The 25,828-nt window shown below is 63.0% G+C and carries 29 protein-coding genes; 15 read left to right on the forward strand and 14 right to left on the reverse strand.

Annotation, left to right across the window (positions count from 1 at the left end; all coding sequences use genetic code 11):
- Positions 1-53 precede the first annotated feature (53 nt).
- Positions 54-1,508: a dihydropyrimidinase gene (gene hydA / locus KJP30_RS08240; protein WP_218448563.1), complete on the forward strand. Its 1,455-nt coding sequence runs from the start codon at positions 54-56 to the stop codon at positions 1,506-1,508.
- 58 nt (positions 1,509-1,566) lie between these two features.
- On the forward strand, positions 1,567-1,989 hold the full coding sequence (locus KJP30_RS08245) for a VOC family protein (RefSeq protein WP_218448564.1): 423 nt from the start codon (positions 1,567-1,569) through the stop codon (positions 1,987-1,989).
- Positions 1,990-2,000: 11 nt separating this feature from the next.
- On the opposite strand, the gene KJP30_RS08250 is transcribed toward KJP30_RS08245, so the two are convergent.
- Positions 2,001-2,399: a cupin domain-containing protein gene (locus tag KJP30_RS08250; protein WP_218448565.1), complete on the reverse strand. Its 399-nt coding sequence runs from the start codon at positions 2,397-2,399 to the stop codon at positions 2,001-2,003.
- 79 nt (positions 2,400-2,478) lie between these two features.
- On the opposite strand from KJP30_RS08250, the gene KJP30_RS08255 reads away from it, so the two are divergent.
- The 5 genes from KJP30_RS08255 to KJP30_RS08275 are packed head-to-tail and all read left to right on the forward strand — an operon-like array spanning position 2,479 to position 6,471.
- Positions 2,479-3,300 carry an ABC transporter ATP-binding protein gene (locus tag KJP30_RS08255; RefSeq protein WP_224874074.1) on the forward strand — a complete coding sequence of 274 codons (822 nt, stop codon included), beginning with the start codon at positions 2,479-2,481 and terminating at the stop codon, positions 3,298-3,300.
- Positions 3,297-3,638: an EamA family transporter gene (locus KJP30_RS08260; RefSeq protein WP_218448566.1), complete on the forward strand. Its 342-nt coding sequence runs from the start codon at positions 3,297-3,299 to the stop codon at positions 3,636-3,638. The genes KJP30_RS08255 and KJP30_RS08260 overlap by 4 nt, the downstream gene beginning before the upstream one ends.
- Positions 3,635-4,585: an ABC transporter permease gene (locus tag KJP30_RS08265; RefSeq protein WP_218448567.1), complete on the forward strand. Its 951-nt coding sequence runs from the start codon at positions 3,635-3,637 to the stop codon at positions 4,583-4,585. Before KJP30_RS08260 ends, KJP30_RS08265 begins: the two co-directional genes overlap by 4 nt.
- Entirely contained in the window at positions 4,582-5,433 is an 852-nt protein-coding gene (locus tag KJP30_RS08270; RefSeq protein ID WP_218448568.1) for an ABC transporter permease, read from the forward strand. The genes KJP30_RS08265 and KJP30_RS08270 overlap by 4 nt, the downstream gene beginning before the upstream one ends.
- A 51-nt stretch (positions 5,434-5,484) precedes the next feature.
- The gene (locus KJP30_RS08275) at positions 5,485-6,471 is read left to right on the forward strand and encodes an ABC transporter substrate-binding protein (protein ID WP_218448569.1); all 987 of its coding nucleotides are present in this window, start codon (positions 5,485-5,487) and stop codon (positions 6,469-6,471) included.
- Between the two features lie 52 nt (positions 6,472-6,523).
- Here the strand turns inward: KJP30_RS08275 and KJP30_RS08280 are convergent, their stop codons facing one another.
- From KJP30_RS08280 to rfbA, 3 genes are read right to left on the reverse strand one after another with little or no spacing between them, the layout of a single operon-like run.
- Complete coding sequence (locus tag KJP30_RS08280; RefSeq protein WP_218448570.1) at positions 6,524-7,039, reverse strand: thioesterase family protein; 516 nt, start codon at positions 7,037-7,039, stop codon at positions 6,524-6,526.
- Between the two features lie 3 nt (positions 7,040-7,042).
- Entirely contained in the window at positions 7,043-7,825 is a 783-nt protein-coding gene (locus KJP30_RS08285) for an enoyl-CoA hydratase-related protein (RefSeq protein ID WP_218448571.1), read from the reverse strand.
- Positions 7,822-8,697, reverse strand: a complete 876-nt coding sequence (rfbA, locus tag KJP30_RS08290; protein WP_218448572.1) for a glucose-1-phosphate thymidylyltransferase RfbA — start codon at positions 8,695-8,697, stop codon at positions 7,822-7,824. Before rfbA ends, KJP30_RS08285 begins: the two co-directional genes overlap by 4 nt.
- A gap of 169 nt (positions 8,698-8,866) precedes the next feature.
- Between rfbA and rfbC the strand changes: the two genes are divergently transcribed.
- From rfbC to KJP30_RS08315, 5 genes are all read left to right on the forward strand, one after another.
- The gene (gene rfbC, locus KJP30_RS08295) at positions 8,867-9,439 is read left to right on the forward strand and encodes a dTDP-4-dehydrorhamnose 3,5-epimerase (RefSeq protein ID WP_425515703.1); all 573 of its coding nucleotides are present in this window, start codon (positions 8,867-8,869) and stop codon (positions 9,437-9,439) included.
- A complete protein-coding gene (gene rfbB, locus KJP30_RS08300) occupies positions 9,436-10,479 on the forward strand; it encodes a dTDP-glucose 4,6-dehydratase (protein ID WP_218448573.1) in 1,044 nt (347 codons plus the stop codon). The genes rfbC and rfbB overlap by 4 nt, the downstream gene beginning before the upstream one ends.
- Positions 10,476-11,321, forward strand: coding sequence for a dTDP-4-dehydrorhamnose reductase (gene rfbD, locus KJP30_RS08305; RefSeq protein ID WP_218448574.1), 846 nt, complete (start codon positions 10,476-10,478; stop codon positions 11,319-11,321). The genes rfbB and rfbD overlap by 4 nt, the downstream gene beginning before the upstream one ends.
- 188 nt (positions 11,322-11,509) lie before the next feature.
- Positions 11,510-13,252: an alpha-amylase family glycosyl hydrolase gene (locus tag KJP30_RS08310; protein WP_218448575.1), complete on the forward strand. Its 1,743-nt coding sequence runs from the start codon at positions 11,510-11,512 to the stop codon at positions 13,250-13,252.
- Positions 13,253-13,401: 149 nt separating this feature from the next.
- Positions 13,402-15,501, forward strand: coding sequence for a DEAD/DEAH box helicase (locus KJP30_RS08315; protein ID WP_218448576.1), 2,100 nt, complete (start codon positions 13,402-13,404; stop codon positions 15,499-15,501).
- Between the two features lie 7 nt (positions 15,502-15,508).
- Here KJP30_RS08315 and KJP30_RS08320 read toward each other — a convergent pair whose 3' ends face one another.
- The 4 genes from KJP30_RS08320 to KJP30_RS08335 all read right to left on the reverse strand — a co-directional run bounded on the left by KJP30_RS08320 (position 15,509) and on the right by KJP30_RS08335 (position 18,996).
- Positions 15,509-16,741 (reverse strand): glycosyltransferase family protein, encoded by a 1,233-nt coding sequence (locus KJP30_RS08320; RefSeq protein ID WP_218448577.1) that lies wholly within the window; start codon positions 16,739-16,741, stop codon positions 15,509-15,511.
- Positions 16,742-16,746: 5 nt separating this feature from the next.
- Positions 16,747-17,517, reverse strand: coding sequence for an HAD-IIB family hydrolase (locus KJP30_RS08325; RefSeq protein ID WP_218448578.1), 771 nt, complete (start codon positions 17,515-17,517; stop codon positions 16,747-16,749).
- Positions 17,518-17,650: 133 nt separating this feature from the next.
- Positions 17,651-18,283, reverse strand: a complete 633-nt coding sequence (locus KJP30_RS08330) for a nucleoside triphosphate hydrolase (RefSeq protein WP_218448579.1) — start codon at positions 18,281-18,283, stop codon at positions 17,651-17,653.
- 410 nt (positions 18,284-18,693) lie between these two features.
- Positions 18,694-18,996 carry a hypothetical protein gene (locus tag KJP30_RS08335; protein ID WP_218448580.1) on the reverse strand — a complete coding sequence of 101 codons (303 nt, stop codon included), beginning with the start codon at positions 18,994-18,996 and terminating at the stop codon, positions 18,694-18,696.
- A 530-nt stretch (positions 18,997-19,526) separates the two neighbouring features.
- Between KJP30_RS08335 and KJP30_RS08340 the strand changes: the two genes are divergently transcribed.
- Positions 19,527-20,321 carry an alpha/beta fold hydrolase gene (locus KJP30_RS08340; RefSeq protein WP_281421412.1) on the forward strand — a complete coding sequence of 265 codons (795 nt, stop codon included), beginning with the start codon at positions 19,527-19,529 and terminating at the stop codon, positions 20,319-20,321.
- Positions 20,322-20,325: 4 nt separating this feature from the next.
- A complete protein-coding gene (locus tag KJP30_RS08345; RefSeq protein ID WP_218448582.1) occupies positions 20,326-21,588 on the forward strand; it encodes a DUF2254 domain-containing protein in 1,263 nt (420 codons plus the stop codon).
- Positions 21,589-21,593: 5 nt separating this feature from the next.
- On the opposite strand, the gene KJP30_RS08350 is transcribed toward KJP30_RS08345, so the two are convergent.
- From KJP30_RS08350 to KJP30_RS08375, 6 genes are all read right to left on the reverse strand, one after another.
- On the reverse strand, positions 21,594-22,610 hold the full coding sequence (locus tag KJP30_RS08350) for an AI-2E family transporter (RefSeq protein ID WP_218448583.1): 1,017 nt from the start codon (positions 22,608-22,610) through the stop codon (positions 21,594-21,596).
- A gap of 16 nt (positions 22,611-22,626) precedes the next feature.
- Positions 22,627-23,013 carry a hypothetical protein gene (locus tag KJP30_RS08355; RefSeq protein WP_218448584.1) on the reverse strand — a complete coding sequence of 129 codons (387 nt, stop codon included), beginning with the start codon at positions 23,011-23,013 and terminating at the stop codon, positions 22,627-22,629.
- Positions 23,006-23,401, reverse strand: a complete 396-nt coding sequence (locus KJP30_RS08360) for a phage holin family protein (protein WP_218448585.1) — start codon at positions 23,399-23,401, stop codon at positions 23,006-23,008. The genes KJP30_RS08355 and KJP30_RS08360 overlap by 8 nt, the downstream gene beginning before the upstream one ends.
- Positions 23,388-23,747: a hypothetical protein gene (locus KJP30_RS08365; protein WP_218448586.1), complete on the reverse strand. Its 360-nt coding sequence runs from the start codon at positions 23,745-23,747 to the stop codon at positions 23,388-23,390. The genes KJP30_RS08360 and KJP30_RS08365 overlap by 14 nt, the downstream gene beginning before the upstream one ends.
- A 142-nt stretch (positions 23,748-23,889) precedes the next feature.
- On the reverse strand, positions 23,890-24,150 hold the full coding sequence (locus KJP30_RS08370) for a DUF883 family protein (protein ID WP_218448587.1): 261 nt from the start codon (positions 24,148-24,150) through the stop codon (positions 23,890-23,892).
- Between the two features lie 114 nt (positions 24,151-24,264).
- On the reverse strand, positions 24,265-24,426 hold the full coding sequence (locus KJP30_RS08375; RefSeq protein ID WP_218448588.1) for a DUF1328 domain-containing protein: 162 nt from the start codon (positions 24,424-24,426) through the stop codon (positions 24,265-24,267).
- 206 nt (positions 24,427-24,632) lie between these two features.
- Here KJP30_RS08375 and KJP30_RS08380 point away from each other — a divergent pair, with 206 nt between their 5' ends.
- On the forward strand, positions 24,633-25,787 hold the full coding sequence (locus KJP30_RS08380; protein ID WP_218448589.1) for a GAF domain-containing protein: 1,155 nt from the start codon (positions 24,633-24,635) through the stop codon (positions 25,785-25,787).
- Positions 25,788-25,828: the final 41 nt, after the last annotated feature.

The following is a 25,828-nucleotide window of genomic DNA, read 5'->3' on the forward strand; positions in this document are numbered from 1 at the left end:
TGGGCGAGGCCCCGGCTCAAGGCCGGGGCGAGAGACAGCAGGGAGACAAGACAATGACCACAGTCATCAAGAACGGTACCGTCGTCACGGCGGACCTTAGCTGGAAGGCCGATGTACTGGTCGACGGCGGCAAGATCGTCGAAATCGGCGACAACCTGAGCGGCGACACCCAGTTGGACGCCACCGGATGTTACGTGATGCCCGGCGGGATCGACCCGCACACCCACCTTGAGATGCCCTTTATGGGGACCTATTCCAGCGATGATTTCGACAGTGGCACACAGGCGGCTCTGGCCGGCGGCACCACGATGGTGATCGACTTTGCGCTGCCTTCGCCGGGCCAGGGCCTGCTGGACGCGCTACAGATGTGGGATAACAAATCAACCCGCGCACATTGCGACTATTCCTTCCACATGGCGGTCACATGGTGGGGCGAACAGGTCTTTAACGAGATGAAGACCGTGGTCGAGGATCGCGGCATCACCACCTTCAAGCACTTCATGGCCTACAAGGGCGCGTTGATGGTGCAGGACGACGAGATGTTCGCCAGCTTCCAGCGCATCGGTGAACTGGGCGGTATCGCCATGGTCCATGCCGAAAACGGCGACGTGGTGGCCGATTTGCAGGCCAAACTGCTGGCCGAAGGCAACACCGGCCCCGAAGCGCACGCCTATTCCCGCCCCCCGCAGGTGGAGGGCGAGGCCGCCAACCGCGCCATCATGATCGCCGACATGGCCGGTGTGCCGCTCTATATCGTGCATGTCAGCTGTGAGGAGGCGCATGAGGCCATCCGCCGGGCCCGCCAGCAGGGCAAGCGCGTCTGGGGTGAGCCGCTGATCCAGCACCTGACGCTGGATGACAGCGAATATGCCCATCCCGATTGGGACCACGCCGCGCGCCGCGTCATGTCCCCGCCTTTCCGCAACAAACTGCATCAGGACAGCCTCTGGGCCGGTCTGCAATCGGGGTCTCTGTCCGTGGTGGCCACCGACCACTGTGCCTTTACGACCGAGCAGAAACGCTATGGCGTGGGCGATTTCACCAAGATCCCCAACGGCACCGGCGGGCTTGAGGACCGGATGCCGATGCTCTGGACGCATGGCGTGGAAACGGGCCGCCTGACGAAAGAAGAATTCGTTGCCGTCACCTCGACAAATATCGCCAAGGTGCTGAACTGCTACCCACGCAAGGGCGCAATCCGGGTGGGCGCTGACGCCGATATCGTCGTCTGGGACCCGAACAAGACCAAGACGATCACCGCCGCCAAACAGGTCTCGGCGATCGACTACAACGTCTTTGAGGGACATGAGGTCAAAGGCTTGCCGCGTTATACGCTGACCCGCGGTCAGGTGGCCGTCACCGACGGCAAACTGACCAGCCAGGAAGGTCACGGCGAATTCGTTGCCCGCTCGGGCAGCACACCGACCAACAAGGCGCTGTCGACCTGGAAAGAACTGACCGCGCCGCGCCCGGTGAAACGGTCGGGCATCCCGGCAAGCGGGGTGTGAGAGTGCGCCACTTTCGGGACGCCATGAGAGAAGCAAAACCACAGTGCGGGGCCTCGGCATGAGCGCCCCCCTTCTCTCCAGCGTGCTCGAAACGGCGATCTACGTTGACGATCTGGATGCCGCCGAGGGGTTCTATGGCACCATGCTGGGCCTTGAGCGCATCACGCGTGTCGACGGGCGGCATGTGTTCTTTCGCTGTGGTGCCTCCGTTGTGCTGACCTTTTTGGCTGAGGCGACGGAACAGCCGCCAGCCGAAGGCGCCCTGCCCGTCCCGCCGCATGGCGCGCGCGGGCCGGGGCACCTGTGTTTCGCCGTTCCAGGCGAGGACCTGAACGCGATGGTGGCGCATTTGACCGCCCAAGGCATCGAAATCGAAAGCGATTTCAACTGGCCGCACGGGCCGCGCTCTGTCTATGTGCGCGACCCTGCGGGCAACAGCGTGGAATTCGCAGACCCCTCTCTTTGGGGGACTCCCGCATGAGCGCCGTGCGGTCAGGCCGGCACCAGCCCCTCCAGCTCCGGCAACAGGACAACCGACTCCTGTTCATGCGGATCGGTTCGGGCAATCACGGCAACAGCCGGTTCGTCGCCGTTGTTGAACGGCAGGTGCGGCACGTCGGCGGGGATGTAGATCATATCGCCTGCGCGGATTTCCATTCGGTGCTCAAGCCGCCCGCCCCAGTACATCGTAACCTGCCCCGAGATCGCGTAGATCGCGGTTTCATGCGTCTCATGTTTATGCGCCTTGGCGCGGCCGCCCGGCGGCACCGTCAGCAGATGCATGCAGACACCCTGCGCCCCGACGGTTTCCTTTGCGATGCCTTCAAAGTAGGAAAAGCCCTGCTTGCCCGCGTAGGTTCCTTCGGGGCGCAGCTTTACGCAATCGGCCATGGTATATCTCCTGCCAGCACATGCCATGCGCCCAAGCCTAACCCGGCACGACCGCTCTACCAAACAAGGATCCTGCGTGTTGAGTGACGAAGAAATCAAGAACTGGCCCAAAGAAGGCCCGGCCCCCACGTCTCCGGTCATCCGGGCCCAACATCTGGATCTGACGTTCCAGACCAATGACGGCCCTGTGCATGCGTTGAAAGACGTGAACCTCGACATCGAAAAAGGCAGTTTCGTCAGCTTTATCGGCCCCTCGGGCTGTGGCAAGACCACCTTTCTGCGCTGCATTGCGGCGCTGGAACATCCGACCGGCGGCAGACTGACAGTCAACGGAATGACCCCCGACGAGGCGCGTCAGGCGCGTGCCTATGGCTATGTCTTTCAGGCTGCGGGCCTGTACCCTTGGCGGACCATCGGACGCAATGTCGCGCTGCCCCTGGAAATCATGGGGTACAGCAAGGCCGAACAGGCCGAACGCGTCGCCCGGGTGCTGGAACTGGTGGAACTGGGCGGGTTCGAAAAGAAATTCCCCTGGCAACTTTCGGGCGGCATGCAGCAACGCGCATCGATCGCGCGGGCGCTGGCCTTTGACGCCGACATCCTGCTGATGGACGAACCTTTTGGCGCGCTGGACGAAATCGTCCGGGACCGCCTGAACGAAGAAGTTCTGAAGCTGTGGGCCAAAACGGAAAAGACCATCGGTTTCGTCACCCACTCGATCCCCGAAGCGGTCTATCTGTCGACGCATATCGTGGTCATGTCCCCGCGTCCGGGCCGGATCACCGACGTGATCGAAAGCCCGTTGCCCAAGGAACGGCCGCTGGACATCCGCGACACGCCCGAGTTCATCGAGATCGCCCATCGCGTGCGTGAGGGGCTGCGCGCGGGGTACGAGGAATGAGCGCCGGTTTCCTGACCTGGCTGGGCGGGGCGATGGCGGTGTTTCTTGCCGCCAGCGCAACGCTGCGCGCCTATATTGATCATCCGCGTATCTTGCTGCTGGGCGGCGCGCTGGTGCTGTATACTCTGGGCAACCTGATGATGGTGCGCCTGATGCGCGAAGGCGGCATGGCGGTGGCCATCTCCTTGTCTGCCGTGCTGCAACTGGTTCTGGCTGCGCTGGTCGCCTTTGTCTTTTTCGGGGAACGTCCCCTGCCCCTTCAAATGGTCGGCATCCTTCTGGGGGTGGTCGCCGTGGCGCTGATCCTCTTTGCGCCAAGCGCGGGGGCCACAAGATGAGCCGCTTGATCCCCCCTGTTCTGGGCGTTGTTCTGGCGCTTGTCGCCCTGTGGTACGTGGCCGTTGTGCCGATGAACGTGAAAGAAGTCCTGACAGCGGCGGAACGCGCCGGCGTCGAAGTGTCACCACCCAAAGCCATCGACAGGCGCGACATGTCCAACTGGGCGCTGGTCTTTGCCAATACACATGCCCTTGGCGATAGCTGGAGCCTTGATCGTCCGCGCCTGCCCGCGCCGCATCAGGTGCTGGTCGAACTGTATGACTCGACCATCGACGAGGAACTGAACGGTCGGCGCGGCCTTGTGCGGTCTGGCAGTTTGTCGAACCGGAGCCTTGTCTACCATGCGCTGGTGACGCTGAACGCGACCTTTCTTGGTTTCGTGATCGGCGCGGTCCTTGGCGTCACGCTGGCGGTGGGCATCGTCCACAGCCGGGTCATGGACATGAGCGTGATGCCCTGGGCCATTGTCAGCCAGACCATTCCCATTGTGGCACTGGCGCCGATGATCATCGTGGTCCTCTATTCCATCGGGATACAGGGGCTGATCCCCAAGGCCGTGATCTCGGCCTATCTGTCGTTCTTCCCTGTCGTGGTCGGCATGGTGAAGGGATTGCGCAGCCCGGACGCGATGCAAATGGACCTGATGCGGACCTATAGTGCGCCGGTGTCCTCGGTGCTGATAAAGCTGCGCCTGCCCTCGTCGATCCCCTACCTGTTCGCCTCGCTCAAGATCGCCATCGCGGCGAGCCTTGTGGGCGCCATCGTCGGGGAACTGCCGGTGCAGAAAGGCGGGCTTGGCGCGCGGATGCTGGCGGGCAGCTACTATGGACAAACTGCTCAGATCTGGGCGGCCCTGCTGGTAGCGGCGGCGCTGGCCGCGCTGCTGGTTTATGCCATCGGCTGGATCGAGCGACGCACACTGCGCGGAATGGGGATGATGCCATGATGCTGGTGCTTTTTGCAGGCCTCCTTTGGCTGGCAGGTTTTGCCCTGAACGTCGTGCTGGCGAATGGTCCGGCACGCACCACCGGCGCCGTCCGGTTGGCGGTTCCCTTGATCTTTGGTGCCACTTTGCTGGGCATGTGGGAACTGGTGGTCCGTGGGCTGGAGGTTCCGCTGGTCATCCTGCCGCCGCCGTCTGTCATCGCGGTCAGCTTTGGGCAGAACCTTCCCCTTCTCTGGGGCGATTTCGTGCAGACGATCCTCAAGGGGGCCGTTTCGGGCTATGCCATCGGCTGCGGCGCGGCCTTTCTGACGGCCCTTCTGGTCGACCGGTCCGATTACCTGCGCCGAGGCCTGCTGCCGCTGGGCAACTTCATGGCGGCCCTGCCCATCGTGGGCACCGCGCCGATCCTCGTCATGTGGTTCGGTTTCGGCTGGCAATCCAAGGCCGCGGTGGTCGTTCTGATGGTCTATTTTCCGATGCTGGTGAACACGGTGGCGGGGCTGTCCGAAACAACCGCCATGCAGCGCGACCTGATGCGCACCTATGCCGCGACATGGGGACAAACGCTGTGGTCGCTGCGCCTTCCCGCGGCGTTGCCGTTCATCTTCAACGGGCTCAAGATTTCCTCGACGCTGGCATTGATCGGGGCCATCGTTGCCGAGTTCTTTGGCAGCCCGACGCTGGGACTTGGCTTTCGCATCTCGACCAGCATCGGACAGCTTGACCTTGGCATGGTCTGGTCGGCCATCCTTGTGTCGGCGCTGTCGGGAACGGTGTTCTACGGGCTGGTGGCCCTTGCCGAACGCCGCATGACATTCTGGCACGCCTCGTTCCGGGGCGGCCGATAACCGGACCGGACAAACCGGCCAAAGACTTAGGCACCAAGGAGGTACTGAACGATGAAACAGACATGGATGGCAGCCGTTGCGGCGCTGGGACTGGCCAGCCCTGCCCTTGCGGCGGACGAAGTCACGCTGCAACTGAAATGGGTCACACAGGCCCAGTTCGCCGGCTATTACGTGGCGCTGGAAAACGGCTATTACGAAGAGGCCGGACTTGACGTGACGATCCTGCCGGGCGGCCCCGACATTGCGCCGACACAGGTGATCGCAGGGGGCGGTGCCGATGTGGTGGTCGAATGGATGCCCGCCGCGCTGGCCGCCCGCGAAAATGGTCTGCCGCTGGTCAACATCGCGCAGCCGTTCAAATCCTCGGGCATGATGCTGACCTGCTGGAAGGACGCCGGGATTTCCGAACCCGCCGATCTGGACAACCGCACGCTGGGTGTCTGGTTCTTTGGCAACGAGTACCCCTTCCTGTCGTGGATGAGCCAACTGGGCATCAAGACCGACGGCAAGATGGATGGCTCGGTCGAGGTGCTGAAGCAGGGCTTCAACGTCGATCCACTGTTGCAGCGTCAGGCCGATTGCATCAGCACGATGACCTACAACGAATACTGGCAGGTCATTGACGCGGGCGTGGATTCCTCGGAACTGGTGACCTTCAAATACCAGGATCAGGGCGTGGCCACGATGGAAGACGGTCTTTACGTTCTGGAAGAGAACCTCGACGATCCGGCCTTTGTCGACAAGATGTCCCGCTTTGTCGCCGCCTCGATGCAGGGTTGGAAATGGGCCGAGGAAAACGCCGAGGACGCGGCCATGATCGTGCTGGACTACGACGAAACCGGTGCCCAGACCGAAGCGCACCAGATCCGCATGATGGGCGAAGTCGCCAAACTGACGGCCGGTTCGAACGGCGCGCTGGATCCCGCAGATTACCAGCGGACCGTCGATACGCTGCTGGCGGGCGGGTCTGACCCGGTCATCACCAAGCAGCCCGAAGGTGCCTGGACCCACGTGATTTCCGACGCCGCACTGGAATAAGCGGCCAAGGTTTGGCGAAAGATGCAAGAAGCGGCCCCCGGGGGCCGCTTTTTCATTTTCGTTTCAGGCCGATCCCCTGCCCGGCCTGTACCGGGCGGTCCAGCGCAGAATGTACTCTAAGGACTTCGGCCAGCCTGTCGGAGACAAGCGGCAACCATGCTTCGGCCCGACGGGTTTCAAGGTTGAACCCCAGCATCTTGACCTCATTCGTGGCGCTGAGTTCACCCTTGTCGTCCAGCACCCGGTGAAACAGCACAAAACGCTTGGCGTCCACGTCCAACAACTGGGTTTCGATGCGGAACGCCGCGCCCTCGGCCAATTCGCCGGAATAGGTTACATGGTTTTCGACGATGGCATATTCATGGCCAGCGCGGCCTTCGATCGTTTGCACCGGATGGTTGATCCAGTTCCAGAAAGCCCAGTTCGCCTGATCACAGACGGTCAGGTAATGGGCCATGTTCATATGACCGTATTCGTCGATCCATTCTTGACGCACCCGGTTTTCGACAAGGCACAGCGGCGTGGCGATCTGGCCGGTCCAGTCATGCAGGAATGTCTCGGTTACCATCGCTCAGCGTCCCTTCCAAACCGGATCGCGCTTTTCACCGACCGAAGCGATGCCTTCGGCGGCGTCCTCGCTGTCATAGATCACGGAATAGGCCGGCAGGTCGCCCTGACGGATACGGGCATAGGCCGCTTCCAGCCCAAGTCCCTGAGTCGCTGTGTCGATTTCCTTGATCGCGCGCAGTGACAACGGTGCGCTGGTCGCAACCTGTTCGGCCAGTTCCAGCGCCGACTGCATCAGCGTCTCTCCGGGAACGACGCGGTTGACCAGCCCCCAGCGGGCCAATTCCTCGGCCGAGGCTCGCCGCCCGGTCATCAAGAGTTCCATCGCAACGGCACGTGGCAAGACACGCGGCAAACGGATCACGCCACCCGAATCCGCAACCACACCAATGGTGGCCTCGGGAAGGCCGAATTCGGCATGGTCCGCCGCCACGATCATATCCGCGGCCAGTGCCAGTTCGAACCCACCGCCCAGCGCCATGCCGTTCACTGCGGCGATCACGGGCTTGGTCAGGCCCCAGTATTCGGTCAGCCCGGCAAAGCCGCCCACCCCCTGATAGGCGTCCGCCGCCTCGCCTTCGGAGGCCGCCTTCAGATCCCAGCCCGCCGAAAAGAACCGGGAGCCGCCGCCGGTCACCACGCCGACAGACAGGCTGTCATCTTCTTGCAGGGTCTGAAACGCCTCTCCCAGCGCGATGCTGGTTGCCGCGTTGATGGCATTGGCCTTGGGCCGATCCAAGGTCACGATCAGCACGCGCCCGTGCCGTTCCGTTTTTACGTCGCTCATGTTTCAACCAGTCGCGCCAGATAGGCTCCATAGCCTGATTTCCCAAACATGCGGGCCCGCTCCATCAGCGCATCCGCGTCGATCCAGCCCTGTTGATAGGCGATCTCTTCGGGGCAGCCAACCTGTTGACCCTGCCGTTCCGAAAGGGTCCGCACGAAATTCCCGGCATCCAGCAGCGAGCCATGCGTTCCCGTGTCCAGCCATGCATAGCCTCGCCCCATCTGGCGCACACTCAGCGCGCCTTGGTGCAGGTACATTTCCAGTAGTGAGGTGATCTCCAACTCGCCGCGCGCCGACGGCGTCACGGCCTTGGCCCGCTCAGGCGCCGTTCCATCAAGAAAATACAACCCCGTCACCGCATAGGGCGACGGCGCCTTGGTCGGTTTCTCGATAATGGCCTGAACCGTTCCGTCCGCTGCAAAATCCACCACGCCATACCGTTCGGGATCGGCAACCCGGTAGCCAAAGACCGTCCCGCCCGAAGGCTGCGCATCGGCCGCCCGCAACTGTTCGGGCAGTCCGTGGCCGAAAAAGATGTTGTCGCCCAGAACCATGGCCGAAGGCGCCCCATCCAGAAAGTCTTCGGCCAAGAGATAGGCCTGCGCCAACCCGTCCGGCGAGGGCTGCACCACATAGTCCAGCGACAGCCCCCACTGGCTGCCATCACCAAGAGTGCGCTGAAACTGCTCTTGGTCCTGCGGCGTGGTGATGACACAGATCTCGCGGATGCCCGTCAGCATCAAAACCGACAAGGGATAAAAGATCATCGGCTTGTCATAGATCGGCACCAGCTGTTTCGAAATGCCCATCGTGATCGGGTACAACCGCGTGCCCGATCCGCCTGCCAGGATAATACCCTTGCGTCTGGTCATGCGACCCTCCTGCCCGATTTCCGTCTTGTCTTGCCCCGGCACTCTGGCAGGAGTGTGGCGAAAGGGGAAACAATCCGGGTGATACCGGGCCGATCTGCCGCGCTTGCGCCTTACTGTTGCCCCGCGGTTTCGCTAGACAGGCATGGAACAAAGGACCGACGGGGGTTTGATGCTGGACGTACAACCGACCGCCCTGCCGGGCGTCGTCATCCTGACGCCACGCCGTTTCGGCGACGCACGCGGATTTTTCAGCGAAAGCTGGAACAGACAGCGCATGGCCGATCATGGTTATGCACTCGACTTCGTGCAGGACAACCATTCGCTGTCGTCCGACGTGGGCACCGTCCGGGGTTTGCATTTTCAGTCCCCGCCCCATGCGCAGGACAAGCTGGTGCGCTGCGGACGCGGGCGTCTCTTTGACGTTGCGGTCGACATCCGGCGCGGCTCTCCGACCTATGGCAATTGGATCGGGGTCGAACTCTCTGCCGAAAACGGGCGGCAATTGCTGGTGCCCAAGGGGTTCCTGCACGGATTCGTCACGCGAGAGCCGGATACGGAGATCGTCTATAAATGCACCGATTACTACGCGCCGGACTGCGACGGCGCGGTGCGGTTCGACGATCCGGACATCGGGATCGACTGGGGGTTTGATACGGCCACCGCCGTTTTGAGCGACAAAGACACCAAGGCGCCGCTGTTGCGCGATTTCCAGTCGCCTTTCACCTGGGAGGGCGCGGCATGAAACTGCTGGTCACCGGCGGTGCCGGCTTCATCGGGTCCGCAGTGGTTCGGCGGGCCATCGCCGAAGGGCACGAGGTCGTCAACCTTGACGCGCTGACCTATGCCGCCTGTCTGGAAAACGTGGCCAGCGTGGCGGACAATCCCGGCTATGCCTTCGAACAGGCGGACATTCGCGACCGCGCCGCCCTGGACCGTATCCTTGCCGCGCACCGCCCAAATGCCATCATGCACCTTGCCGCCGAAAGCCACGTGGATCGCTCCATCGATGGGCCGGGCACCTTCATCGAAACCAATGTCATGGGCACCTTCCACCTTCTGGAAGCCGCCCGCGCCTATTGGATCCGCGAAGGCAAACCCGGGGATTTCCGCTTTCACCATGTTTCGACCGATGAGGTCTTTGGCTCGCTCGGCCCCGAGGGCCAGTTCACCGAGGACACCCCCTACGATCCACGCTCGCCCTATTCCGCCTCCAAGGCCGGGTCGGATCACCTGGTCCGGGCATGGCACGAAACCTATGGCCTGCCGGTGGTCCTGACCAATTGTTCGAACAACTACGGCCCGTTCCACTTTCCGGAAAAGCTGATCCCGGTGGTGATCCTGAACGCGCTCGCGGGACAACCGCTCCCGATCTACGGCGACGGATCGAACGTGCGGGACTGGCTCTATGTCGAAGACCACGCCGAGGCACTGCTGCTGGTCCTGCGCCAAGGCCAGCTTGGCCGCTGCTACAATATCGGCGGCGAAAACGAACGGTCGAACCTCGATCTCGTCCGCAGCCTCTGCGCGATCCTCGATCGCAAGCGCCCGAAAACCAGCGGCAGCTACGCCGACCAGATCACCTTTGTCTCCGACCGCCCCGGCCACGACGCCCGGTATGCGATTGATCCCACCCGTATCCGCGTGGAACTGGGCTGGCGTCCTTCGGTAACGGTCGAGGAAGGGCTGGAACGCACCGTGGACTGGTATCTTGCAAACGAACCTTGGTGGCGGGCACTGCAATCCCGCCAAGGCGTCGGCACCCGACTCGGGGTCACAGCATGATCCTTGTTTTTGGCAAGACCGGTCAGGTGGCGCGAGAACTGCAAGCGCTCGCTCCGGTCACGGCGCTGGGGCGTGACACCGCAGACCTGTCCGACCCGGAGAGCTGCGCCAAGGCCATTCACAGCCACCGCCCAAGGATTGTCATCAACGCCGCCGCCTATACCGCCGTCGACCACGCCGAAGACCAAGAGGCGCTGGCCACCGTGATCAACGGCAAGGCACCGACCGTTATGGCCCAGGCCTGCGCCGAAACCGGCGCGGCCCTGGTCCATATCTCCACGGACTACGTCTTTGACGGCAGCGGCACCGCCCCTTGGTCCCCGACCGCACCAACCGCTCCCATCAACGCCTACGGACGGTCGAAACTGGCCGGGGAAACCGGCATCCGCGCCACAAGGGCCCGCCATGCCATCCTGCGGACCTCCTGGGTTTTCTCGGCACATGGCAAGAATTTCGTCAAGACCATGCTCCGCCTCGGAGCCGAACGCGATCATCTGAACGTGGTCGCGGATCAGATCGGCGGGCCAACCTCGGCCCACGCCATTGCCAAGGCTTGCCTGATCATCGGCAAATCCTTGAATGACACCCCGGCACACACGGGCCTCTACCACCTGTCCGGCGGCCCCGATACAAGCTGGGCGGATTTCGCCCGCACCATCTTTGCCCGCGCCCGCTTGTCCACCGAGGTCACCGACATCCCCAGCAGCGCCTACCCGACCCCGGCGGCCCGCCCCGGGAACTCGCGCCTCGACAACAGCACGCTCAGCGCAACCTTCGGCATTCCCCGCCCCGACTGGCGACGCGACCTCGAAGACGTATTGCAAGCGCTCGGCAAAACCTGACGCCTACCGCTTCTTCTGTCCTGAAATATCCCGGGGGTGAAGGCCGCAGGCCGAGGGGGCAGAGCCCCCTGCCCGCCCAATTTCTGTGCAACTGCCCTTGAATCGCGCCTCGCAGCCCCCCGCACGCTTTCAAGACAGCCTCGGGGTTTCCTATAAAGGTCACTGGACATACGCCGGACCCAAGACTGATGACGCCTCCCGCCCCGCTGATGACACGCCTGCGCGACCTTCTTTTGCGCATCTACCCCGAACGGGACACGGATGCGCTGGCTCATGAAGTCTGCGCTGCGTTCTGGCCCGAAGAGGCAACCGCCCGCAAACGCGCACGCAAACCCGGCAATACGCTCTGGTCACAAAAAGACGCTTTGCTGATCACCTATGGCGACAGCCTGATCGACGGCGTCTACAAGCCGCTGGACCTGCTGCGTGATTTCCTTGGCAGCTATATGCCCGGCGTGGTCAACGGCGTGCACATCCTGCCATTTTTTCCCTTCACCTCGGACGATGGTTTTGCCGTCACCGACTACCGCAAGGTGAACCCAACGCTGGGTGACTGGCCCGACATCAGCCGCATCGGGGACGAATGGCACCTGATGTCCGATCTTGTGCTGAACCATGTCTCGTCACAGGGCACATGGTTCAACGCCTACAGGCAGGGACAGGCCCCCTACGACAAATTCTTCTACGAAGCCTCGCCCGAGGACGACCTGTCGATGGTGGTGCGCCCGCGCACCACGCCCCTGCTGCAAGAGGTCGAAACCTCGATGGGCAAGCGCCATGTGTGGTGCACCTTCAGCCACGATCAGGTCGATCTGGATTTCCGCAACCCCGAGGTTCTGCTGGAGATCATCCGTATTATCCGCCTGCACGTAGATGCCGGGGTCAAGATCATCCGGCTGGATGCCGTGGCCTTTGTCTGGAAGGAACCCGGCACGCCTTCGATCCACCTGCCCAAGACCCACGCCATCGTGCAGTTGCTGCGCGTGCTGGCGGATTTCGCCGCCGAGCCCATCGTGCTGTTGACCGAAACCAACGTTCCCAAGGCCGAAAACCTCAGCTATTTCGGCCAGCTGAACGAGGCACATTGGATCTACAATTTTCCGTTGCCGCCGCTGATCCTGCACGCAATGTTGTCTGGCGATGCGCGGGCCCTGTCGCATTGGCAGCGCGCCATGCCCCCTGCCCCGCACGGGTGTGCCTATCTCAATTTCTCGGCCAGCCATGACGGCATCGGGATGCGTCCGGCCGAGGGGCTGCTGCCGGATGAAGAAATCGAAAAGATGATCCGCACCGTCCAGATCGGTGGCGGGCTGGCCTCGATGCGCGCTCTGCCCGGCGGCGGCACTTCGGTCTACGAACTGAACACCACCTTCTTTTCGGCCATGCAGCGCACCTACAAGGGCGAGGACGGGTTGCAGGTGGATCGCTTCATCTGCTCGCAAACGATTGTCATGTCGCTGGAAGGCATCCCCGCCTTCTACATCCACGCCATGCTGGCAACTGAAAATGACCTTGACGGCGTGGCGCGGCGCGGCATGAACCGGGCGATCAACCGCCATCGCTGGAACTATCCCGACCTGCGCGACCGGCTTGCCGATCCCGAAAGCGATCAGGCCCGCGTTCTGGGTGCGCTGTCGGATCGCCTGCGAATCCGTGCGAAACAACCCGCCTTTCACCCCAATGCCACAAATTTCACGCTTTCGGTCGATGACCGGGTCTTTGCCGTCTGGCGGCAGGCACTGGACCGCAGCCAATCCATCTTTGCACTGCATAATGTCAGCGCGGAAACCGTCGAACTGCCACCCAAGTCCTTGAACCTGATTGCTGATGAGCATTGGGTGGACCTTTTGTCCGGCGACGTTCTGCACCCCGAAGAAGACGGTGTCACGCTGGAACCGTACCAATGCAGGTGGATCACAAACCGGGCTTAGCGCCAGGAATGGACAACTTGCCTGAAACGGCGCTGTACAAACGCCTTTGAAAGGCGTATCTGCGCAGCTTGTCGTTTCGGAACGGCCCGCGCAGGTTTGCCCCGCGCCGCCTTCCCCCTGCCTCCCGGACCAAAGAAAAGACCCTGCCTGTGAAACAAGCCCTTCGTGATGCCCTCGATGACCGGGGATATGACTCTCTGACACCCGTGCAGGAAGCCGTTCTGGCGCCCGAACTGGAAAGCGCCGACCTGCTGGTGTCGGCACAGACCGGCTCGGGCAAGACGCTGGGCTTTGGTCTTGCGGTCGCGCCCACCCTGTTGAAAGAGGCCGAGGTCTTTGACGAGGCGGCAGCCCCGCTGGCGCTGGTGATTGCGCCGACGCGGGAACTGGCCTTGCAGGTCAAACGCGAACTGGGCTGGCTTTATGCCAAGGCGGGCGCGGTTGTGACGTCCTGTGTCGGCGGCATGGACATGCGCGACGAACGTCGTGCGCTGGCACGTGGGGCGCATATCGTCGTGGCCACGCCGGGCCGCCTGCGCGACCACATCATGCGCGAAACCATCGACCTGTCGCATATCCGCGCCGTGGTCCTCGACGAGGCGGACGAGATGCTGGACCTCGGCTTCCGCGAGGATCTGGAATTCATCCTTGGCGAAGCGCCGGAAGAGCGTCAGACGCTGTTGTTCTCGGCCACCGTGCCCAATGCGATTGCCCAACTGGCCAAAAGCTATCAGCGTGACGCCATTCGCGTGGTCGCCAAATCGGAAACCCAGCAGCATGCCGACATCACCTATCGCGCCATGATGGTGGCCGAAGGCGATACGGAAAACGCCGTCATCAACACGCTGAGGTATTACGAGGCCCCCAATGCCATCGTCTTTGCCAACACGCGCGCCATGGTCAACCGCCTGACCACGCGCCTGTCGAACCGCGGTTTCCACGTCGTTGCCCTGTCCGGGGAACTGTCGCAGGCTGAACGGTCGCACGCGTTGCAAGCCATGCGGGACGGGCGGGCGCAGGTCTGTGTCGCGACGGATGTGGCCGCGCGGGGCATCGACCTGCCGAACCTCGACCTTGTGGTCCATGCCGAATTGCCCAACAACCATGAAACCCTTCTGCACCGGTCTGGCCGGACCGGGCGCGCGGGCCGCAAGGGGGTCAGCGCGCTGGTCGTGACCCGCAAATCCCGCAAGAAGGCCGAGCGCATTCTTGGCTGGGCCAAACTCAAGGCGGAATGGTGCGACGCGCCTTCCGCCGCCGAGGTCCGCGCCCGTGACGAGGACCGTCTGTTCGCCGATCCCGAATGGCAGGAACCGGTGCCCGAAAGCGACCGCGAGATGGTCGACAAGCTGGTTGCAGCCTTTACGCCGGAACAGCTGGGCGCGGCCTATCTGCGCCTTGTGCATTCCCAGCGCTCCGCGCCCGAGGAACTGGCCGATGTGGATGCCAAGCGCGAGCCGCGCAAGGAATTCGGGCCCAGCGTCTGGTTCGCCGTCGAAGGTGGCCGCAACGCGGGTGCAGAGCCGCGCCGCATCCTGCCGATGATCTGCAAGGCCGGCGGGCTAAGCAAGGACGACATCGGCGCGATCCGGGTGCGCCCGGACCAAAGCCTCGTGCAGATTCGCGAAAGCAGCGTCGCCAGTTTCCTTCAGGCTCTTGGGCCTGAGATGAAACTGCGCGAAGGCGAAAAGGTTACGCAACTGGACGAAGCTCCGGCGATGGAACCGCGTCCCGACCGCAAACCGGGCTTTAAAAAGCGTGATGGTCAGGATCGTCCCGACCGTTCGGAAAAGCCGCGCCCGCACCGCAAAGCGCCGCGTGAGGCCGAGACCGATACAGCGCCCGCCGCTACGGCCCCGGCCGCGGAACCGCCCAAGAGCCCCGCGCGCAAACCCGCCCCGCGTGACCGGGCACCGTCGACCGAAGCCAAACCCGCGCGCAAGGAACGCCCCTTTGCCGCCGATCCTTCGGTCCGGGCCGACCGGCCCGCGCGCAAGCGGGACGACCGTCCCGGGGGCGGTCCCGACAAGCCCCGCCGCCCGGGCAAACCCGGCGGTTCCGAGGCCCCGCGCCGTGGTCCCGGTGATCGCAAGAAAGAGGGTTTCGGCGACCGCGCCGGCAAGCCGGGTCGTACGCCGAAAGGCCCGCCCCCGCCTGCCGGGAAGCCCAACAGCAAAAAGAACAAGGCCCGCGCCGCAGCGGCCAAGTCCGAGGGCGCATCGTTTCGGCCCAAGCGCAACAAGCCCTGACCGGCCCCTAGAAGGCCATCGGTGAAAAATCTGCGTTGTCGGCGGCCACGGCCGCCCGCAACTCGCTGACGATCCCGGCGTCGGCAGCGTTCACCCGGCTCCAGTTCGGGACAAAGGGCGTCTCGTTCGGCTTGTCGAGAAAGACCTGCCCCGCCTCCATGATATTATTGGCGAAAAGTTCGACCGTCCGCTCCTCGCGGTGGCGGTCGATGGTCAACCCGTTCATCTTGGCGTCGTTGTCGTAGAACTCGATCAAGTCCAGCGCGACACGGTAATAAGTGGCCTTGAGCGCGCGAAAGATATTCGGCGTAAAGACTGTGCCATCGGCGGCCAGCTTGCGAAAGATCGCCTTGCAAATGTCCATGGACATGCGGTTCAGGCCGGTCTTGGCGTCCTCTTCGCTGACCTGCTGGTGTTTGTGGTCGTATTGATCGGCAATTTCCACTTGGCAGACCGAATGGCGGCCAAGGTTGCGCCAGACCTCTGACAGGACCCCGATTTCCAGCCCCCAGTCCGACGGAATGCGCAGGTCGGGCAGCAGCGAAGTGCGCAGCGCGAATTCACCCGACAACGGATAGCGGAAGGCGCGCAGGTAGTCGATGTAATCCCGGTCCCCGATGGTGCGTTTAAGCGCGATCAACAGCGGTGAGACCAGCAATCGCGTCACCCGCCCGTTCAGCTTGCCGTCACCGATGCGAGGGTAGAACCCCTTGGACAGCTGATAGCGGAAATTCGGGTTCACCACCGGATAGACAAGCCGGTCCAGCAAGTCCCGCTGATAGGTGACGATATCGCAATCATGCAGGGCCATGACCGCGCTGTCGGCGCAGGAAATCAGGTAGCCCATGCAGGTCCACATGTTCTTACCCTTGCCCTGCTCCTGCGGTGCCAGCCCCATCTCGGACAGCTTGGCGTCCAGCGCCTGCATCCGGGGACTGTCATTCCACAGCACGACGTGATCCTGCGGCAAGCGGGAAAAGAAATCGCGCGCCCGGCGGAATTGCTGTTCGTCTGCCCGGTCCAGCCCGATGATGATGCGGTGCAGGTAGGTGACCTTGCTCAGCTCGTCGAGGATGTTGCCCATGGCCGGGCCCTCGAGTTCGGAATAAAGGCAGGGCAGGACAAGGCTGATCTTGCGGGTCTGGGCGTAGGTTTCGATCTCGTAGATCAATTCTTCCTGTGGGCGGGTGCGCAGGTTGTGAAACTGCGCGATATTGCCGTTCTGGTGAAAATCCGCCATGGAAGTCAGTCCTTTATCTCGTTCAAGATACGCAACACTTCGCTGGCCCAACCTTGCGGTCCGGGCAGTGTGCTGCGTCTGATGGTGCCCTTGGCCTCGCCCGGAAGGGGCGGAATGCCGGGGCCATGGTCGTTGCGGATGATGACACCCATGTCTGCCGCTTGCAGCATGTCCGTGTCATTGGGCGCATCGCCCAGCGCCAGCGTCCGGGCCGCGCCCAGTGCACTGGCAATTTCGCGCAGGCCGTCGGCCTTGGTCCGTCCGTGGGACAGCGTCAGAAAGCGCCCCCCTGACCGCGCGGCAATGCCCTTTTCGGCAAGGGCACTCAGAAAAGCCTCCCGCGTGGTGTCATCACCCTGCCACAGACCCGGTTCAGAATGCTGTCGGCGGCGCGCCAGTGCGGCATCCTGCAAGGGCAAGCCGGTTATCCGCGCAACCTTTGCATCGCTCATGTCGCCGAAGCCCGTGAAACCCGAGCGCAGATCAGGCGGCAACGCATCCAGTACATCGCGCAGTGCATCGTAACGTGCGGTATCCGTGGCCGCCTTGCCCGGGCGGAAAAGCCCCGCCCCGTTTTCGACAATGGCGGGCCAATCGCCCAGATCCAGCGCCCGGTGCAAAAGGGCAACCTCGGCCGCGGTCTTGGAGGTGGCAAGGATCAGGGGGATGTTGCGTTCTGCCAAGGCTGCCAAGGCCGGGCGCGCCGGTTCGAAGGAATAGTTCCCGTGATCCAGAAGCGTTCCGTCCAGATCGCTGAAGACAACCAGTTCTGTCACGCGGTCAACCGTTCATCCCACCCATGCCAAAGTTATGGCGCCCCCGCGGAACACAGGCCAGCACCCTCGCAACACGGTCAGTCAAGCCGGGCCCACAACGGGTTGATGCACAACTAGTGACCGGAATGCCCTTTTATTGGGCATCCTTTGTATGCGTCACGACGAGATCAACATGGGCACGCCCGGCCATAATGCGGCGCGCGTTGGGGATATCATTGGCCAAGGCCTTGGTCCGCGCTTCTGCTTTCTGAAAGCCAAAGCCAAGCCAGCGATTCACCAGCCGCCGCTCCAGCTCGTCCTCTGGCACGTCCAGGAATACGGACAGGTCCCAAATCGGCATAAGGCTGGCCCAGGGGTCCTCGGCAAAACACAGGTAATTGCCCTCGGCCACCACAATGCGCGTGTCCGGGCCGATCTCTTGCGCGCCTGCGATGGCAATCTCGCGTGAGCGGTCAAAGACCGGCAGGATGACCGAAGGCTCGGACGCTGCCCGGGTCAGCGCCGATTTCAACCCATGGAAATCAAAGGTCTCTGGCGCGCCCTTGCGCGGCAAGAGTCCGCGCGGCTCCAACAGGCGATTGTCCAGATGGAACCCATCCATCGGGAACAACGCCGCTTCAGGCCCAAGGTGGTCGACCAAGGCCTCTGCCAAGGTGGATTTGCCCGATCCCGGCGGCCCTGCGATGGCCAATACAAGTCGGCGGCCCTTGGGCGCGATGCCGGGCACCAGAGCCGCGATCTGGCGGATACTGTCGTCGATGCTCATGACTGCACGTCTGACAACAAGGGCCGAGCCCTAAGGCGATCCCGCCCGGTGGCGGCAAAAACTTGGGTCAAATCAGATCCTCCCCCTTGCGCCCGCACAGGTCATTGCCCGGGGCCTTTGGCGTCCATTTTTGCGGCCTAGGTCGATCAAGGACAAGGGGGCGGCGGCGCAGCCCGCCCCCGCTGCCGGGCCGTTTGGAAAAAACTTCGCTCCTCGGGGAACCATTCCGCATCTGGCGCATTACATTTTTGACAGGCACGTCGCGCGGGTGCAGATCCCTCATCCCCCAGCCCCGCGCCAAACGCCCTCACCGAACTGCGGTGAGGGCGTTTTCCTTTTGAGCCCACGCAAAAAAGGAAAGCCCCCGCGCCGGGACCGGACGCGGGGGCCTTGGTTGGAGGGGAAGAATGTCAGTTGCGCAATTCGGAATGCAGCGTCGGGGCGTCCCCATGCATGTCGACATGGCGCAGGGCATCGTGGTCTTGCAGGATGTCGTGGATCGCCAGCACCTTGGCCACATGCGAGGCCTCAGGGTGGTCGACAATCATCTGCAAACGGGCCTGCCCCGCGGGGGGCACCTGCGACAGTTCAAACGCATCGACGAAACGGTGCAAGTCGGTCGCCAGCCCGTCCCGAACCTGTGCGCCTGCGGCTCCTGCCGTCAGGGCGACGGCAAGCGAAAGGGTCAGCATCTGGATCGTTGAGCGGAGCATGGGCAGCCTCCTGGTCCTGGTTTCATCGGGTTCGGGCAAGACTTGCCCGTCAAGCCAAACCGGTGCGGTCTGGCCTGTGGTTGTTGAACTGCGGTTCGGGGTTGAGTGAGTTTAACGCAGCATCGCTACTTAAATGGGAGGTCAGTCGCGTCCCGGAAAGGGGAAGAATCCATTGGGGGTATCCCCTGTGCGTGAATGCACATCAGCACTGTCATCGTTCCATTTCCTCCGGTCAGCAGTCCGGTCACCTCAATGGCACCACAGGTGCGGTACCCCAGCGTAGGGCATTTGCCGTATTGGCGTCAGCCTCCTTCCGCTGTCTTCGTAAACCAAACGTTGACATGGGCGAAAAGGTTCCCGACCCGCCTGCATTTGGTTTGAAAAGCGCATCCGGGAACCGGCTGTATCGCGTGGGCGTTATTCACCGGGGCATCCGCCCCGACGATGCTCCACAGGCGCAGCCTCCAGACAAGGCAAGGTCCCGCATGAACGCCATATCCCGATCACGCAACCCCGGTTCACCGGCCCCCATGTCAAAAAGCACCGTATTCTTGCCCGGCCTCTTCATGACGCGGGACGCGTGGCGGCCCTTGTGCCGGAACATGGGGCTGGCGCAAAGGCTGCTGCTGGATCTGCCTGGCCACGCGGCCGGTCAATCGCCCGCGGATGTGGCGCGGGATCTGTCGTCGGGGCGCTGGCTGGACCGCATGCTGGAACGCATAGCCAGCTTTGCCAAAGGTCATCCCGTGCATATGGTCGGGCATTCAAGCGGTGGTCTGGTCAGCCTACTGCTGGCTCGGCGCGCGCCCGAACTGGTCCGGTCGCTGATCCTTGTCGGCTCTCCGGTGACCGGGCACCGGGACCTGCCCCGCGATCTTGGCGCGGCTGTCATGGCGCATGACGTGGTCGGACGCTGGTCCATGCCGCTGCTCTGGCGTCTTGGTCTTGCAACCCGTGCGAACTTTGAACGGTCCATGGCCACGGTCCTGCCCCGCGACGCGGCCAGACAGGTGCCCGACGCCATGCGACAAAGCCTGCAAGGATGCGATCCGGAATCCATCCGCCAATTCGGCAAATGGGTGCTGGAACAGGATGTCACCGGCATCATGGAAAAAATTGACCAGCCCTGCCTTGCCGTGATCGGCCGGGCCGACACGGTTGTCCCCGCACATCACCAGTTGAAATTGCTGCAACATCTGCCGCAGGCTCAGGCTCAGCTTGTTCCCGGCGGGCACCTGCCCTTCGTCGAACACCCACGGCATTTTGCCCGGACCCTGCGCGGCTGGCTTTCGCTGCCGCACCGGGCCTTGGCCGCAACCGGATAAACAGATGACACCCAGTTTTCCCAAGACCCTGGTCCAGACGATGCAAACGCTGCGCCGGGTCAGCCGCATTCTCTGGGTCCGGGTGGCGCTGATTTCCGCCCTTTCGGTGCTGGCTGCCCTGTCGGCCGAAGGGCTGGGGCCATTGATCCCCGACGGCCCGCGCGACCGGTTTTCCGAACAGGCGACCCTGCCGATCCTGACCATTCTGGCAAACGGCATGTTGGCGGTGGCGACCTTTTCGCTGGGCGTGATGGTATCGACCCACCGCACCCTTGCACAACAAAGCACCCCCCGCATCCATCGCCTGTTGATGGAAGACACTTCGACCCAGACGATGCTGGCCACCTTTATCGGGGCCTTCGTTTTTGCGCTCTCTTCGATCATCCTTTACCGGGCCGGATATTATTCGGACAGCGCCTCGGTCATCGTCTTTGCGGCGACGGTTTTTGTCGTGGCGGCCATTGTCGTGTCGCTGGTGCGCTGGATTGGGCAATTGTCCAAGATCGGCAGTCTGGAATACGCGCTGTTACGGGCGGAACAGACCGCGCGTGAGATCCTGCGCCAGCAGCGCAAATTGCCCCGGCTTGGCGGTCGGCATCTGACAGAAACACAGCCAAAGGACGAGTGTTCGCAGGTGACGGCCACCAGTTCCGGCATCCTGCGCCGGATCGACATGGAAGAACTGCAACGCCTTGCGGCGGCGTCGGATACCGCGGTCTACGTGGACCATCTGCCCGGCGACATCGTGCTGCGCGGTCAGCAAGTGGCCCGGGTGCGTGGCGCGGCAGACCCCAAGCCATTTTCGGCCTGCTTTCTGTTGTCGACCGAACGCACCTATGAACAGGACCCGGGCTATGCCCTTCAGGCGTTGCGGGAATCCGCGTCCAAGGCGCTTTCCCCCGGGATCAACGACCCCAAGACGGCGATTGACGTGATTGCCCGGCTGGAACGCCTTTTGTGGGATTGGTCTCAGGCGCAAGAGGACGCGCCAGATCCTATCTTTGACCGTGTCTACCTGGACGAACTTGGCGCGGATGCGCTGGTCGAGGCCGGGTTCCGCGATATTTCGCGGGATGGCGCGGCGTTTGGCGATGTGTTGCAGACGCTGGCCGAGGCGTTGGTCCGCCTGCGCGGCCCGATGACGGAACCGGGCCGCGCCGTGATCGACGATCTGCTGGCGGATCTTCGCGCCCATGGCGAGGCGGGGTTGATGACCGATCGCGAACGGCAGCGCCTGTCGGACCGGCTGACCCAACTGGGCTGCTGAACCGCTCATCCGATGGCGGGTGCCCCCGGGCCACTGGGCATTTGCAGCATCGTCGGGCGCAACAGGACGCCCAGCCACAACATCACCGGCAAGGCAACAATTGCCCCGACCGGCCCCCACAGCCACAGGCCGAACACGATGGCCACGAAGACGCCCAGCGGGTTCATCGCCAATCGCTGTCCCACCACCCAAGGCGTGACAAAGTTGGCTTCGGTGAAATTGACAACAAGATACAGCGCCGGCGGCAACAGCGACATGGCACCGGTGAATTGCAAAAGCCCGGCGATGGTCAGCCCCGCGATGATCAGCAGCGGCCCAAGGTACAGCATGTAATTCAGGATAGCAGCCGCCAGCCCCCAAAGCATCGGATACTCAACACCGATGGCCAGCATGATCGCCGCCGTCAAGACACCCAGTCCGGCATTGACCAGCGTCACGGCGGCAAAGTAGCGGGCGACGGCCCGGTCCGCCTTGCGCAGCTTTGGCTCCAATTCGCCCACCGCGCCATAAAGATCGTTCCGGGTCAGCACGAAAAAGAACAGCGTGCCCACGAAGATAAAGAACTGCGCACCGAAATTCGGTGCCATCCACAGCGCGTCGCGTACCGATGGCAGGGCGCTGGCCGCTCCGTCATCCGCGCCCGATTTGGCACCTTCGATTTCCTTGCTGATGGTTTCGATTCCGCGCAGCACGTCCGAAACCGAAGCGATCCAGCGCGCTGCCCCGGCCTTGAGCCGCGGCAATTGACGAATAAACATATCCAGCAGGGGTTCGACCATCAGCACCAAAAGCGCGATCAGACTGGTGGTTACCAAAAGCAACAGCATCGCAACCCCAACGCGCGGCACCCCCAGTCCGGTCAACCGCTCGGCCAAAGGTGACACCACGATGCCCACGACCAGCGCGAAAACGATGGGCGCCAGCACCTGCTGTCCCAGTTGCAGCGCGGCGGTGACGGCAATCACCGTCAGGATCAGCAGCATCACGCGCTGTGCGCGTTCGGTCAGGGCCGTTGTCAGCATGGTCGTGTCCAATGGATCATTCCGGGGCATCGTCGGTGTCGCCTTCGGGCTTGCGCGGCAGCAGGGCCGCCGCAAGGGCACCGGCGCCTAGCGCCAGCGCGCCAATGGTCAGCATTTTGTCGCGTCCGCCGTCCTCCGGCGTATCCTGATCGTCGTCCGAGCGCTTTCCTGCGCCGGTGGCAAACAATCCCGCGCCAAGGCCCACGAGGGCGGCAGCGGCAGGATTGCGCCGCGCTGCCCCCATGGCGCCACGGCTCAGACGGCCCGCCTGCGCCTGCGCCAGACCGGTCAGCGGGGTTGTCAGGCTTGCCCCCCGGGTGCTGTCACTCAGCGCACCCAAAGCGATCTTGAGCCGCGCCCGATCTTCGGCGGCCCGCATTTCCAGTTCCTCGATCTCAGCCACGACGCGCCTCCTGAAGAGTTTCCATATCCCGCCTGAGGTTGTTGAGGCTGCGTTGCGGCGTTAGCACCTTGGCATTCACCCGCCGCCGCGCCAGAAGCGCGCAGACAACCGCCAACGCCAGCAGACCAAGGCCCGAAGCGCCCGCGGCCTCTGCCGCTGAAAACCCACGGGTCTGGAGCCAGGCCACGACAGCACCGGCGAGTGTGTTCAGGGCGACGATCCCCAGCACCAGCGCGGCGGCGTACAACACGAACCCGGCGCTTGCTTTGGACAGGTTCTGTGACAGTTCCGCCCGCGCCAGACGGATCTCGCTTTGAGCAAGCGATGTCACCTGATGCATGACCTCGTTCAGGATGCGCGGCGCGTCGCGCAGATCAGGACCGGCCATTGCGGCGCTCCAGCTCCATACGCTTCAGGATATTGCGGTGATCCATGGCCGAGGGGCGCGCAGAATGGGCTGTTGCCGCCTGCGATGCCCAGGCGTCGCGCACCTTGGTGTCGGCTGGCGGCAATATCCGCCCCTTCAGACCGGCACGGCGGCCCGCCGCATAGCCTGCAAGGGCGGTTGCAGCCACGGCCAACGCCGGGTGGCGCTGCATGATCCGCAGCGCCTGCGAGACCATGCCAGCCGGGCCACCCAACCCCGCCCGCACAGCAAGCCCGCCCGCATCCCGAGCAAGGCTCCCCTTGTTGCGTTCCGTCGAAGGATTGCGGTTTCCGGATTTGCGAGACATGACGGCTCCCCTTGTGTGTCACAGGTTGATGATGGAACCATTGGCGGATCAAAAAGTTCCCTCTGACAGCACAACCAACTGCATCCAAAAGAAAAAAGGCGCCGCATGTGCGACGCCTTCGACATCGGTCGGCAGACGGGCATTACCCTTTCTTGCCAAGGGCCAGACCCAGCAACAGCCCAACACCCACAGCACCGGCCACCGCAAGCACTGGATTGTCGCGGACCATTTGGGTGGACTGCTGCGCTGCCCGGTCAAGTTCCGCGCGGCTGTCTTCGATTGCGCGGTCGATTGTATCCTGCACTTCGTCGAACCGGTCACCCGCGGCGCGCACATAAGCTTCGCCTGCTTCGGCGGCCCGGTCTGCACCGTTGCGGATTCTGTCTTGTGTCGACTTGCTCATGGTCTTGCTCCTTTATCCGTGGTCGAAAGGCGATGCGGCCCGGCACCGGCAGTGTCCGGCGGCCGGGCCGCGCCATCTGCCGCGGGCCGTGTCAGCCCGCAACGCAGTCAGTCGTCATCCTCGAACGACGCGCGCCACCAGCGACACGACGAAGAGGACGAGGAACACGAAGAACAGGATTTGTGCGATCCCGGCGGATGCGCCGGCGATGCCGCCAAAGCCAAGAACTGCCGCGATAAGGGCAACGATGAGGAAGGTCAGGGCCCAGCCAAGCATGGGTTTTCTCCTTGTCTGTTTTCCAGGTGCGCCGTCTGTGGCGCTCTGACAGGAAAACGTGACCCCCGGACAAAAGTTCCGGACGATCTTGGGCGCGTGCCCCAAGAGCCTGCCAAAAAACGGCAAAAAACCGCCCCTTGACCCGTTGTCTTTGGTCCCGATGCCCTATTTACGCTAGGTGAGGGATTGTTGAATGGACCCGTCCGATGAAAGATACGCCTGAATTTCGGACCGAGGTTCATGATGTGACCCACGAAAAACGCCTTGCGGACCCCGAGCGCCTGCAAGCTCTTGCTCGAACCGGCATGATGGACAGCCCCGCGCCGGGTGCGCACCAAAGGGCGGCCCGCGTTGCCGCTCGCCTGCTGAATGCACCTGTCAGTCTGGTGTCCTTCGTGGACGACAAGCGTCAGTTCTTTTCTGCACAGACTGGGATCACCGGCCCGGCGGCCGAAGAACGTGGTACGCCGATCAGTCACTCCTTCTGCCAATATGTCGTGTCTTCGGAAAAGCCGTTGATTGTGCCCGACGCCGAACAGGACCCCGTCCTGTGCAGCAACGGCGCGGTTCAGGACCTGAAGGTGCGTGCCTACCTTGGTGTGCCGATCCGGTCCCCCGATGGCCATGTTCTGGGCTCTTTCTGCGTGATCGATGAACGCCCCCGGGAATGGACGGATGACGATCTGGCACAGTTGAGCGACATCGCCGAAATGATCGAAAGCGATTTGCGCCTCCGCGAAACGCTGGAAGAGCGCGATATCGTGCTTCAGGAAATGCGTCATCGGGTGAAGAACCTCTTTACCATGATCAACAGTATCCTGCGCATGGAACGGCGATCGCATGACACCGCGGATGAGCTGGCCGAAAGCGTGGGTGCGCGGCTCAAGGCGCTGAGCGATGCGCATGAAATGATCGTGCCCGTGGTGAACGCGCGCCGGAGCGAAGGCGCGACAACCACGCTGGACGCGCTGACCCGCAAACTGCTGGCACCGCACGGATCCGAACATGAAACACGGATCGTGATCCGCGGCGAACATGTGCCGGTGGGTCCGAAGGCCGCCGTTTACCTGACGCTGGCGCTGCATGAGCTGGCGACCAACGCCGCGAAATACGGCGGGTTGTCCACCGATGGCGGACAGCTGACCGTGCAATGGCGGCTTGGCGACAAGGAAGCCGTCGAAATCAGTTGGGAAGAGACCGGCCTTGCATGGGACACGGATGCCACGCCGCGTTCGGGTTTCGGTTCGCGCCTTTTGTCGATCGCGGTCGAGGGTCAACTGGCTGGCCAGATCGACACGGTTGTGGACACGGACAGGTTCGTCCGCCGCCTGCAAGTGCCCTTTGCCCGGTTGCAGGCGTAAACGCTCAAATTTTCTTGGAACCAATCCCGGGCCAACTGCAT

It is taken from the genome of Antarctobacter sediminis, from assembly GCF_019218285.1.
Lineage (GTDB): Bacteria > Pseudomonadota > Alphaproteobacteria > Rhodobacterales > Rhodobacteraceae > Antarctobacter > Antarctobacter sediminis.

What these genes read in the sequence shown, in the direction of transcription:
- hydA (WP_218448563.1), top strand. Translation starts at nt 54, where the DNA reads ATGACCACAGTCATCAAGAACGGTACCGTCGTCACGGCGGACCTTAGC.
- KJP30_RS08245 (WP_218448564.1), top strand. Translation starts at nt 1,567, where the DNA reads ATGAGCGCCCCCCTTCTCTCCAGCGTGCTCGAAACGGCGATCTACGTT.
- KJP30_RS08250 (WP_218448565.1), bottom strand. Translation starts at nt 2,399, where the DNA reads ATGGCCGATTGCGTAAAGCTGCGCCCCGAAGGAACCTACGCGGGCAAG.
- KJP30_RS08260 (WP_218448566.1), top strand. Translation starts at nt 3,297, where the DNA reads ATGAGCGCCGGTTTCCTGACCTGGCTGGGCGGGGCGATGGCGGTGTTT.
- KJP30_RS08265 (WP_218448567.1), top strand. Translation starts at nt 3,635, where the DNA reads ATGAGCCGCTTGATCCCCCCTGTTCTGGGCGTTGTTCTGGCGCTTGTC.
- KJP30_RS08270 (WP_218448568.1), top strand. Translation starts at nt 4,582, where the DNA reads ATGATGCTGGTGCTTTTTGCAGGCCTCCTTTGGCTGGCAGGTTTTGCC.
- KJP30_RS08275 (WP_218448569.1), top strand. Translation starts at nt 5,485, where the DNA reads ATGAAACAGACATGGATGGCAGCCGTTGCGGCGCTGGGACTGGCCAGC.
- KJP30_RS08280 (WP_218448570.1), bottom strand. Translation starts at nt 7,039, where the DNA reads ATGGTAACCGAGACATTCCTGCATGACTGGACCGGCCAGATCGCCACG.
- KJP30_RS08285 (WP_218448571.1), bottom strand. Translation starts at nt 7,825, where the DNA reads ATGAGCGACGTAAAAACGGAACGGCACGGGCGCGTGCTGATCGTGACC.
- rfbA (WP_218448572.1), bottom strand. Translation starts at nt 8,697, where the DNA reads ATGACCAGACGCAAGGGTATTATCCTGGCAGGCGGATCGGGCACGCGG.
- rfbC (WP_425515703.1), top strand. Translation starts at nt 8,867, where the DNA reads ATGCTGGACGTACAACCGACCGCCCTGCCGGGCGTCGTCATCCTGACG.
- rfbB (WP_218448573.1), top strand. Translation starts at nt 9,436, where the DNA reads ATGAAACTGCTGGTCACCGGCGGTGCCGGCTTCATCGGGTCCGCAGTG.
- rfbD (WP_218448574.1), top strand. Translation starts at nt 10,476, where the DNA reads ATGATCCTTGTTTTTGGCAAGACCGGTCAGGTGGCGCGAGAACTGCAA.
- KJP30_RS08310 (WP_218448575.1), top strand. Translation starts at nt 11,510, where the DNA reads ATGACGCCTCCCGCCCCGCTGATGACACGCCTGCGCGACCTTCTTTTG.
- KJP30_RS08320 (WP_218448577.1), bottom strand. Translation starts at nt 16,741, where the DNA reads ATGGCGGATTTTCACCAGAACGGCAATATCGCGCAGTTTCACAACCTG.
- KJP30_RS08330 (WP_218448579.1), bottom strand. Translation starts at nt 18,283, where the DNA reads ATGAGCATCGACGACAGTATCCGCCAGATCGCGGCTCTGGTGCCCGGC.
- KJP30_RS08335 (WP_218448580.1), bottom strand. Translation starts at nt 18,996, where the DNA reads ATGCTCCGCTCAACGATCCAGATGCTGACCCTTTCGCTTGCCGTCGCC.
- KJP30_RS08340 (WP_281421412.1), top strand. Translation starts at nt 19,527, where the DNA reads ATGTCAAAAAGCACCGTATTCTTGCCCGGCCTCTTCATGACGCGGGAC.
- KJP30_RS08345 (WP_218448582.1), top strand. Translation starts at nt 20,326, where the DNA reads ATGACACCCAGTTTTCCCAAGACCCTGGTCCAGACGATGCAAACGCTG.
- KJP30_RS08350 (WP_218448583.1), bottom strand. Translation starts at nt 22,610, where the DNA reads ATGCTGACAACGGCCCTGACCGAACGCGCACAGCGCGTGATGCTGCTG.
- KJP30_RS08360 (WP_218448585.1), bottom strand. Translation starts at nt 23,401, where the DNA reads ATGGCCGGTCCTGATCTGCGCGACGCGCCGCGCATCCTGAACGAGGTC.
- KJP30_RS08365 (WP_218448586.1), bottom strand. Translation starts at nt 23,747, where the DNA reads ATGTCTCGCAAATCCGGAAACCGCAATCCTTCGACGGAACGCAACAAG.
- KJP30_RS08370 (WP_218448587.1), bottom strand. Translation starts at nt 24,150, where the DNA reads ATGAGCAAGTCGACACAAGACAGAATCCGCAACGGTGCAGACCGGGCC.
- KJP30_RS08375 (WP_218448588.1), bottom strand. Translation starts at nt 24,426, where the DNA reads ATGCTTGGCTGGGCCCTGACCTTCCTCATCGTTGCCCTTATCGCGGCA.
- KJP30_RS08380 (WP_218448589.1), top strand. Translation starts at nt 24,633, where the DNA reads ATGAAAGATACGCCTGAATTTCGGACCGAGGTTCATGATGTGACCCAC.